The following is a 9,185-nucleotide window of genomic DNA, read 5'->3' as shown; positions in this document are numbered from 1 at the left end:
CGATTATACTAAGCGATTGTCTTTTTATATCAAGTTTGATTTGGAAATTATACCCGACATCAAAAACGTAAAAAACTTATCCGAAAGTCAACAAAAAGAAAAAGAAGGAGAACTTATACTATCCAAAATAACGCCAACCGATCAGCTTATTTTACTGGATGAAAACGGAAAAACATTTTCGAGTGTTTCATTTTCATCCGAATTACAAAAGAAAATGAACTCTGGTATAAAAACGCTGGTTTTTGTAATTGGCGGACCTTATGGATTTTCAGATACTGTTTATGCTAAGGCAAATGGTAAAATTTCACTTTCATTAATGACTTTTTCCCATCAAATGGTACGTTTATTTTTTATCGAGCAATTGTATAGAGGTTTTACTATTTTGAGAAATGAACCTTATCATCATCAATAGTTGTTCATTAACATTGAACATTTAGAATACTTCAATAGAAAAAATATAACACGGGAGATGATCGTACAGAAGGCGGCTATATTCCGCAATTATTGATTTTTAGGATAATAAGTTTTAGAAAATAAACTCTTGATCTTTATCAAAATTGATTCCTTCTAGACTTTCGATAAATATTTTATTCTGAATATAATTTCCGTAACTGCTGTTTTTATCAAAACTTATAAGGAATTTATTAGGCTTGTCATTTGAAAGATTTTTTAAATAAGCAGCTAAATCAGTTTTCTTAACCAAAATATTATTTACTAAAACCGAATTATCTTTTGCAAAATAAACAATAACACCAGACGTTGGCTTTTCTATTTTATAATATACTTTCGTAAAAGGAAGAAATGCCAGATTTTTGCCAATACTATCGGCGTATGAATAATAATTTTGTGCCGTTTCATTTTTATGCACACTTGCTTCACGTTTTTTCTCCTGTAATTTTATTACTTCTGGAATAACCAATCGCAGTGGTAGACGCTTGTCAATATTCAATATCCAATTAGTGGTACTAATGCTATTTTTTCGATTTACATCAGCCAAAGTATCTTTTCCATTAACTCCGAAAAATATATAAATTGGTGAAAGATCAGCCACTTCTTTTACAATTGTCCGATCTGCTTTTGGCAATAAAACTTCCTCTTTATTTCCACAAGAAAAACATAATAACAGTGCAATTCCAAATAAATATTTCATTATATTTTTGTTTATTGATTTAAGGAATGGGAATTAGTTATAAAATATAAGCAACTAATTAAATCCCAATCATTTTATTATACAACTTCACACATTCTACCGCTTCTTTTACATCATGAACCCGCAGAATTTTGGCTCCTTTAGTCAAAGCAATTGTGTTTAGAATTGTTGTTCCATTTAATGCCATTTCAGCATTCACATCTAATGCTTTATAAATCATAGATTTTCTGGAAATCCCAATTAGCAAAGGCAATTCAAGTATTTGAAATAATTCCATTTTTTGCATTAACTCGTAATTTTGTTCCAATGTTTTTGCAAAACCAAAACCCGGATCGACAATTAAATCATTTATTCCGATGGCTCTTGCTGCAGCAATTCTTTCTGAAAAATAAAATAACATTTCTTTGACCATATCGTCATATTGTGCCAGAGTTTGCATCGTTTGTGGTGTTCCTTTCATGTGCATCATGATATAGGGAATCTGATATTTTGCAATGGTTTGGAGCATTTTATCATCCAATTTCCCAGCCGAAATATCATTGATAATTGCTGCACCATTTTCGATACAGACTTTGGCAACTTCGGCGCGAAAAGTATCTATTGATAAAAGAATATCTGGGAAATATTTTTGCAACAAATTTACAACCGGCATGATTCTCGAAATTTCTTCTTCTTCAGAAACAAACTCAGCATTGGGTTTACTGGAATAAGCCCCAACATCAATAAAAGTGGCACCTTCACCAAGCATTTTATCCACTCGTTCTAAAAGTTCTTTTTCATTTTTATATTTTCCACCATCAAAAAAAGAATTGGGAGTAATATTCAAAATTCCCATAACTTTTGGTGTCGATAAATCGATGAGTTGTCCTTTGCAGTTCATTTAACTTTTTTGTTTAAAGTTTATTTTGTTTAAAGTTGTTCGAAAGTAGTTGTCCCAATAACTTTGAACTTTAAACTTTAAACCTTTTAAAATTTATTCTTATTTTTGAAACAATTTTATACAAATATACAGCAATAATGAAGAATACTTCACAAGAATATGACAGCGTAATCACGGTTTGTCGCACACTTTTTACCAACAAAATGAAAGATTACGGCAGTGCATGGCGTATTTTGAGACTTCCTTCATTGACAGATCAAATTTTTATAAAAGCCCAAAGAATTAGAAGTTTACAGGAAAACGAAATCCGAAAAATTGACGAAGACGAGCGCGGAGAATTCATCGGAATCATCAATTATTCGATTATGGCTTTGATTCAATTGGAATTAGGTGTAGTGGATCAGCCAGATTTAGAAACCGAAAGAGCCACCCAATTATATGACGAAAAAGTAGCTTTGACCAAACAATTAATGGAAAATAAAAACCATGATTATGGAGAAGCATGGCGTGAAATGCGCGTAAGTTCGTTAACCGATTTAATTTTGCAAAAATTACTCCGCGTTAAACAAATCGAAGACAATAAAGGAAAAACAATAGTATCTGAAGGAATTGACGCCAATTATCAGGACATGATAAACTATGCTGTTTTCGCATTGATTTTAATAGATAAAAAATAAATCTACCCAAAGCTGTTTTTAAAGTATCACAATATAAAACACCCCAAAATGAAAAACATCATTACTCAATTCTCCCGAATCTTCGTTGGAGTCCTGTTTATAATATCAGGATTAATTAAACTGAATGACCCCGTTGGTTTCTCTTATAAACTGGCAGAATACTTTAGCGAGCCTGTTTTCAACATGCCTTTCTTTGTTCCTTTTTCACTGGCAATTGCTTTATTTATAGTGACATTGGAAATCGTTTTGGGCGTTATGTTACTAATAGGTTTCAAACCAAAATTGACTGTTTGGTTATTATTGCTTTTGATTATTAAATTCTCATTTTTAACGTTCTATTCTGCTTATTTTGATGTGGTAAAAGACTGTGGCTGTTTCGGAGATGCTTTGCATTTAACCCCTTGGCAATCATTCACAAAAGACATTGTTTTACTATTTTTCATATTGATTTTGTTTATTAATATGAAATTGATAAAACCTATTTTTTCTAATAAAATTCAAAATATTCTCGTGATATTGTCCATTATACTTTGCGCTTTTATGGGCTATTGGGTCATCAATCATTTGCCTCTAAAAGATTTCCGCCCATACAAAGTTGGAAATAATATTCAAAAAGGAATGGAAATTCCAGAAGGCGCTCCAAAATCAGTAGTTGAAATGATTTTTATCTACAAAGTAAACGGTGTTGACAAAGAATTTTCAGAAAAAGATTTAGATAAAATTCCAGCGGGAGCAACATTTGTAGACAGAAAAGACAAAGTAATCACCGAAGGATATGTCCCTCCTATTCACGATTTTGTTATGGAAAAAGATGGATCTGATTATAAAGAAGAATTGCTTCAGGAACCAAAATTATTAATGATTGTTGCTTATGATTTGGCTCTTGCAAATCCAGATGGCCTTGCAAAAATGGAACTTGTAAGCAAAAAAGCTGCTGCAAAAGGTTATAAAGTCATCGGAATGACAGCATCGACACCAGAAGAGATTGCTGCTATCAAAAAACAATATGGTACGACTTTCGATTTTTATTTCTGCGATGCTATTCCGCTAAAAACAATTGAAAGAGCCAATCCAAGTTTTGTAATTCTTAACAAAGGAACAGTAAAACAAAAAGTACATTATAATGATACTGAGGATTTGGTTTTCTAATTTTCCAATTTATAATATTCGAAACAACCTTGCTTAACATTTTTATTGCAAGGTTTTTTTTTGAATAATTAATAAATAAAAAACGAAAACACGAAAAAAAATATTAACTATAACGATATTGTAGTCTTTTTTGATATTTTTTATCATAAAATTACAAAAAGTGCTTACTCTATTTACAATTCTTTATTTAACTTTGTGAAAACTAAATTGAAAATGAAAAAAATAGCCTTAATATTTGTAGCTTTTATAGCATTTTCTTGTGCTAAAGCTCAGAAAACAGAATTTTCTAAAACTGCACTTTCAGAGACTCTATTATCATTAGATGGTAAACAAGTTAAATTTCAGGATATCCTGAAAAAACAAAAAGGAAAAACTACTGTAATAGAAGTTTGGGCTTCCTGGTGTGGTGATTGTGTAAAAGCAATGCCAAAATTAAAAGAACTTCAAGCTAACAATCCAAATGTTGCCTACGTTTTTCTTTCTATGGACAAAACTCCTGAAAAATGGAAAGAAGGTATTGAAAAACACCAATTAAACGGATATCCACACTTCATGGCAAACGATGGTATGAAAGGAAATTTTGGAAAAGCAATTGACTTAGATTGGATTCCTAGATATATCATTATAGACAAAAAAGGAAAAATCGTTGTTTACCGCGCTATCGAAACCGATTTTGATAAAATCAATGATACATTAAAAAAATTAGAAGCAATTTAAATACAGAAAAAACAATAAATTTTATAAAAAATGAGAAAGAAGATTGTTGCAGGAAACTGGAAAATGCATAAAAATGCTGCACAAACAAAAGAATTATTAAACGAATTATTAACTCAAATCCCAGCTGAAACTAGCGCACAAGTAATTGTTGCGCCTACTTTTATAAATTTAGCTTCAGCTGTAGAAAATTTGAAACATTCAAATATAGCAGTAGCTGCACAAAATTTACACCAAGCAGAAAGTGGTGCTTTTACAGGCGAAATTTCTGCAGATATGATTAAAAGCGTTGGAGTAAACACCGTAATTTTGGGTCACTCAGAGCGCAGAGCAATTTTTAATGAAACTGACGCAATTATTGCAAGCAAAGTAAATACTGCTTTGAAACACGATTTGACAGTGATTTTCTGTTTTGGTGAAGAACTAAAAGACCGTCAATCTGGAAATCATTTCAATATTGTTGAAAACCAATTGAAAGATGGTTTATTCCACATCGAAGCTAAAGATTGGGAAAAAATCGTATTAGCTTACGAACCAGTTTGGGCTATTGGAACTGGAGAAACTGCTTCGCCAGACCAAGCTCAGGAAATGCACGAATTCATCAGAGAAACTGTTCGCAAAGCTTTCAACAGTGACATCGCCGAAGATCTTACAATCCTTTACGGAGGTAGTGTAAAACCAGATAATGCTAAAGAAATTTTCTCTAAACCAGACGTAGACGGTGGTCTTATTGGTGGAGCTGCCCTTAATGCAAAAGATTTTATTACAATTGTAACGTCTATCTAAATACATTTTTTCAATTTCCTAAATTGATTTAAATCCAAAAGGCTATTTCAAATATTTTTGAGATAGCCTTTTTTTTATTCAATTTTCGAACATGATAATAATTTGGGCAAGACCACAACCCAATAAAAGGGCTAAATATACTTTGCGATTATCCGCCCTTTTATTGGGTTGCGGTCGGGCTATCCGCATTACTTCGGTAATTTGCTTCTATCCCTCTTGCGAACAGCTCTGATTCAAACTAATTTGATAAAAATTAAATTACCTTCATATTTTATTTTAGCATAAAAAAAGCTAACAACATTATATGCGCTAGCTTTTTAAAATCAAAATGAATTAACCCTTATTTTAATGTTTTCAATTGTTCTGCCGCGTATTGATTTGTAGGATCAACTGCTAATGCCTTGGTGAAATTTTCTTTAGCTTTGGCTTTATCTGTGGCTTCATACATAAGGCCAAGATTATTATAAGCTTCAACTAATTTAGCTTTCATCCCTTTTGTAGCCAATTCTTCCGGACCTCTTTTATTGGCAGCTTCAATGAAATCTTCATAACTTTTAGTTACAACAGCGTCATTTTTAAGCAAAACTTGAATTCTCGCTTTGAAAAGATAAGCATCTTGAGTCGAAGGGGAAGATTTGATTATAACATCTAAAGAAGCATCTGCCTTTCTCAAAAGCTCGTTTTGTTGTTCATCAAAATGCGTTTTATTATAAAAAGCCCAATAAACAGAAGAAGCAAAATAGAAATTATCCATTAAATAGGTCTTTGTTTCCGTGTTGGCTATTGCAATTTCGTAAACATGAGCAGCTTTAAGATATAACTTTTTATCATATAATTTCTTAGCCAATTCAGGAAGATCAACAGCTACAGCTGGACTCATATCAAATCCCTTTTTAAAGTCCAATGTTGCATTGTCAATGGCTAAAGTATCCACTGGAGTTGCAGCCAAAGCTTTGTCCAATTTAGCAGCACCTACATAGTAATAATCTCTACCAATTACACGGTTAGAAGGATTTGTAATAAACGATGTCAATGAGCTTATAGCCGTATCGTAGTTGTTATTATGATAAGCTGAATATCCTAAATAACGGTAAATTCTTGGATTAACTTTATCCAATTTTGCCATCTCATCAGCTTCTTTTTCTAGTGCTTTATAGTTTTGGGCAAGGATAAGGAAATCGGCATGACGCATACGAGACTCTAATGAATAATCTGTCAATGACATGTATTTTTCATAGAAAGCCATTCCTTTTGCAATATGATCATCATAATTTCTGGCGTCATTCAAAGCCCATAAATATTGAGTTTCAGCCAATTCACGATATACTGGACCATAATTTGCATTCAAAGCGATAACTTCATTAAACGATGCTACTGCACCAGAAAAATTGTGCGCATTTTTTATTAAAGTACCCAATCCCATTTTGGCTCTTAACAAACTAGAGTCCAATCTAAAAGCCTCACGATAAAGCTCGTAAGCATTGTTTTGTTTTTTATCTAATTTGTAAGCATCTGCCAAAGCCAATAAAACATCAGTATTAGTAGGTGATATCAATTTAGCTTTACTTAAAATATCAATAGCTTTTTTATAATCTGGATTAGATGAATATGTATAAGCTTTACCAACAAAAACATCATCTTCTAGATCTTTTTTACTACCGTTTTGAAGAGCTAATAAAAAATATTTTTCTGCTTCGGCACTTTTTCCTTCATCCAAAGCGATATATCCTAAACCTATATTATTCATATACCCTTTTGAAGAGTCACTAATTCCTGCATCAAAATTCTTTTTGGCATTATTATAATCTCCTTTTAATATATAAACATATCCTAAAAGAAATTTGGCATAACCATCAGTTGGTTTTGAAGTTGTAATTGTTTCTAAAATATTTTTTGCATTCTCATATTTTTCCGCATCGATAGCTTCTTTAGCCTGTTTAATATCTTGAGCATGGCCTATCAAAACAAAAAATAGTGTAGCTAGCGACGAAATAAAAACTTTTTTCATGATATATTTATTAATTAGATTTATAAAAAAAAGTATGTTTTTTAGTTTTAAAATCATTTCAAAAACAACATTGCAAATGTAAAAATTTTTAAAATAAAAAACTGATTAATTACGATTTAATTAGATAGAATTCAGATAGTTATATTTTAAAAAACATGATAAAAATCATTCTTTTTCTCTACTAAATGATGTAGTGTTTGAACTTCCTGAAACAATATAATTTTACTAAAATTTTGAATCCATTCTAATCTATTATTTTTAAACGAAATCGTTTTAAGCTGTAAATCAAGAATCAAGCCAAATTAACAAGTGGTGCGTTAAAAAAATTAAAAAATCTAAAAATGGACACATTCTACTTATATTTGCAAAAAAATTAAACATGTCAAATATTTACATTGGGTATCATTTTATTATTGAACCGAAAGAACCGGGATCTGAAATATTAATAGCCGAATTGGGCGAAAAAGCTTTTGAAAGCTTTACCGAAACCGAAACTGGTATTTCGGCATTTGTACAAAAAGATCTTTGGGACGAAAATATATTAGATGATATTCAAATACTGCAATCAGAGGAATTTAAAATTGAATATAATTTTGAAGAAATTGAGCAAGTCAACTGGAATGAAGAATGGGAAAAAAACTTCGAACCTATTGATGTAGAAGGAAATTGTCACGTACGCGCACCATTTCATCCAAAAACAAATGCAGAATATGACATTGTAATTGAACCCAAAATGAGTTTTGGAACAGGGCATCATGAAACTACACATATGATGATTCAGCACTTACTGGAAATGGATGTTAACGGAATGAAAACGCTGGATATGGGTTGCGGAACTGCAATTTTGGCCATACTTGCCGAAATGAAAGGTGCTCAACCAATTGATGCCATTGACATTGACAACTGGTGCTACCTGAATTCTATCGAAAACGCAGAACGCAATAATTGCAAACATATCACCGTTTATGAAGGTGATGCAGCCTTACTAAAAGACAAAAAATACGATTTAATCATTGCCAACATTAACAGAAATATTTTATTAAACGACATGCAAAGTTATGTTGATTGTTTAAATCCAAAAGGAACTATATTATTTAGCGGTTTTTACGAAGAAGACATTCCTTATATTAACGAATCCTGTACAGAAAAAGGATTGACGTATGTTAAAAAGTTTCAAAGAAATAACTGGGTATCATTAAAATACGTAAATTAGTATATACCTTTTTTAATCAATAATGTACAAAACCTAAAAGCATGAGTACAAAAGAGAAAATAAGAGAAAAAAGAAAAGAACAGGAAGATATCGCTATGAACAGTGAAATCATAGTATATAATGATGATGTAAATACTTTTGATCACGTTATTGATACTTTGGTTCGTGTTTGTGACCACACTCCTATTCAGGCAGAACAATGTTCTTTAATAGTTCATTTTAATGGAAAATGTACTGTAAAAACAGGTGAATACGACAAATTAAAGATACAATGCATTGGGTTATTAGAAGCTGGCTTAAGTGCCGAAATAGTCTGATTTACAATACAATTCCAAAAATGAGTTTTTCATAGCCTATTTAGAAGTACAATCTTAAATAGGCTTTTTTATTGGACTTAAACAATTTCAAATATTATGAATTTTGGTAATTAATTCCAAAGATAGTCACAGATTAAATTAATGTGGCAGTTTACTTTTTAAAGCACCATAAATAATCGTTCCAATCAAAGCTCCAATAAGCACAATGATTACGGGCAAAAATCCAGCTCCGATTAATATAAAAATAGGTCCAGGACAAGACCCAACCAATGCCCAACCCAATCCAAAGGA

10 protein-coding genes and 1 pseudogene are annotated in these 9,185 nt (G+C 31.5%); 7 read left to right on the top strand and 4 right to left on the bottom strand.

Annotated features, from left to right (window positions below; genetic code table 11):
* Nucleotides 1-412, top strand: a 412-nt coding sequence (gene rlmH / locus VLC96_RS13795; protein WP_325263795.1) for a 23S rRNA (pseudouridine(1915)-N(3))-methyltransferase RlmH, incomplete at its 5' end; no start/stop codon positions are given.
* 114 nt (nucleotides 413-526) lie between these two features.
* Here rlmH and VLC96_RS13790 read toward each other — a convergent pair.
* Both VLC96_RS13790 and folP read right to left on the bottom strand, forming a co-directional pair.
* Entirely contained in the window at nucleotides 527-1,150 is a 624-nt protein-coding gene (locus tag VLC96_RS13790) for a hypothetical protein (RefSeq protein ID WP_325263793.1), read from the bottom strand.
* A gap of 58 nt (nucleotides 1,151-1,208) precedes the next feature.
* Nucleotides 1,209-2,030 carry a dihydropteroate synthase gene (folP, locus tag VLC96_RS13785; RefSeq protein ID WP_325263791.1) on the bottom strand — a complete coding sequence of 274 codons (822 nt, stop codon included), beginning with the start codon at nucleotides 2,028-2,030 and terminating at the stop codon, nucleotides 1,209-1,211.
* 137 nt (nucleotides 2,031-2,167) lie between these two features.
* On the opposite strand from folP, the gene VLC96_RS13780 reads away from it, so the two are divergent.
* The 4 genes from VLC96_RS13780 (at nucleotide 2,168) to tpiA (ending at nucleotide 5,356) form a co-directional block, all read left to right on the top strand.
* The gene (locus tag VLC96_RS13780; RefSeq protein WP_325263790.1) at nucleotides 2,168-2,707 is read left to right on the top strand and encodes a DUF1599 domain-containing protein; all 540 of its coding nucleotides are present in this window, start codon (nucleotides 2,168-2,170) and stop codon (nucleotides 2,705-2,707) included.
* A gap of 48 nt (nucleotides 2,708-2,755) precedes the next feature.
* Entirely contained in the window at nucleotides 2,756-3,856 is a 1,101-nt protein-coding gene (locus VLC96_RS13775; protein WP_325263788.1) for a BT_3928 family protein, read from the top strand.
* A 213-nt stretch (nucleotides 3,857-4,069) separates the two neighbouring features.
* Nucleotides 4,070-4,573: a TlpA family protein disulfide reductase gene (locus VLC96_RS13770; RefSeq protein ID WP_325263787.1), complete on the top strand. Its 504-nt coding sequence runs from the start codon at nucleotides 4,070-4,072 to the stop codon at nucleotides 4,571-4,573.
* 30 nt (nucleotides 4,574-4,603) lie between these two features.
* The gene (tpiA, locus tag VLC96_RS13765) at nucleotides 4,604-5,356 is read left to right on the top strand and encodes a triose-phosphate isomerase (protein ID WP_325263785.1); all 753 of its coding nucleotides are present in this window, start codon (nucleotides 4,604-4,606) and stop codon (nucleotides 5,354-5,356) included.
* 340 nt (nucleotides 5,357-5,696) lie between these two features.
* Here tpiA and VLC96_RS13760 read toward each other — a convergent pair whose 3' ends face one another.
* On the bottom strand, nucleotides 5,697-7,364 hold the full coding sequence (locus VLC96_RS13760) for a tetratricopeptide repeat protein (RefSeq protein WP_325263784.1): 1,668 nt from the start codon (nucleotides 7,362-7,364) through the stop codon (nucleotides 5,697-5,699).
* A 379-nt stretch (nucleotides 7,365-7,743) separates the two neighbouring features.
* On the opposite strand from VLC96_RS13760, the gene prmA reads away from it, so the two are divergent.
* Nucleotides 7,744-8,577: a 50S ribosomal protein L11 methyltransferase gene (gene prmA, locus VLC96_RS13755; protein WP_325263782.1), complete on the top strand. Its 834-nt coding sequence runs from the start codon at nucleotides 7,744-7,746 to the stop codon at nucleotides 8,575-8,577.
* A gap of 41 nt (nucleotides 8,578-8,618) precedes the next feature.
* Complete coding sequence (locus VLC96_RS13750; protein WP_325263780.1) at nucleotides 8,619-8,894, top strand: ATP-dependent Clp protease adaptor ClpS; 276 nt, start codon at nucleotides 8,619-8,621, stop codon at nucleotides 8,892-8,894.
* Nucleotides 8,895-9,032: 138 nt separating this feature from the next.
* Here VLC96_RS13750 and VLC96_RS13745 read toward each other — a convergent pair.
* Nucleotides 9,033-9,185, bottom strand: a pseudogene (locus tag VLC96_RS13745) (YeeE/YedE family protein); the annotation flags it as partial.

Origin of the sequence: Flavobacterium sp. (genome assembly GCF_035456085.1) — a bacterium.
Taxonomy (GTDB): Bacteria; Bacteroidota; Bacteroidia; order Flavobacteriales; family Flavobacteriaceae; genus Flavobacterium.
The sequence above is the reverse complement of the archived record's forward strand: the minus strand, read 5'-3'. Positions and strand labels throughout refer to the sequence as shown.

What these genes read in the sequence shown, in the direction of transcription:
- VLC96_RS13790 (WP_325263793.1), bottom strand. Translation starts at nt 1,150, where the DNA reads ATGAAATATTTATTTGGAATTGCACTGTTATTATGTTTTTCTTGTGGA.
- folP (WP_325263791.1), bottom strand. Translation starts at nt 2,030, where the DNA reads ATGAACTGCAAAGGACAACTCATCGATTTATCGACACCAAAAGTTATG.
- VLC96_RS13780 (WP_325263790.1), top strand. Translation starts at nt 2,168, where the DNA reads ATGAAGAATACTTCACAAGAATATGACAGCGTAATCACGGTTTGTCGC.
- VLC96_RS13775 (WP_325263788.1), top strand. Translation starts at nt 2,756, where the DNA reads ATGAAAAACATCATTACTCAATTCTCCCGAATCTTCGTTGGAGTCCTG.
- VLC96_RS13770 (WP_325263787.1), top strand. Translation starts at nt 4,070, where the DNA reads ATGAAAAAAATAGCCTTAATATTTGTAGCTTTTATAGCATTTTCTTGT.
- tpiA (WP_325263785.1), top strand. Translation starts at nt 4,604, where the DNA reads ATGAGAAAGAAGATTGTTGCAGGAAACTGGAAAATGCATAAAAATGCT.
- VLC96_RS13760 (WP_325263784.1), bottom strand. Translation starts at nt 7,364, where the DNA reads ATGAAAAAAGTTTTTATTTCGTCGCTAGCTACACTATTTTTTGTTTTG.
- prmA (WP_325263782.1), top strand. Translation starts at nt 7,744, where the DNA reads ATGTCAAATATTTACATTGGGTATCATTTTATTATTGAACCGAAAGAA.
- VLC96_RS13750 (WP_325263780.1), top strand. Translation starts at nt 8,619, where the DNA reads ATGAGTACAAAAGAGAAAATAAGAGAAAAAAGAAAAGAACAGGAAGAT.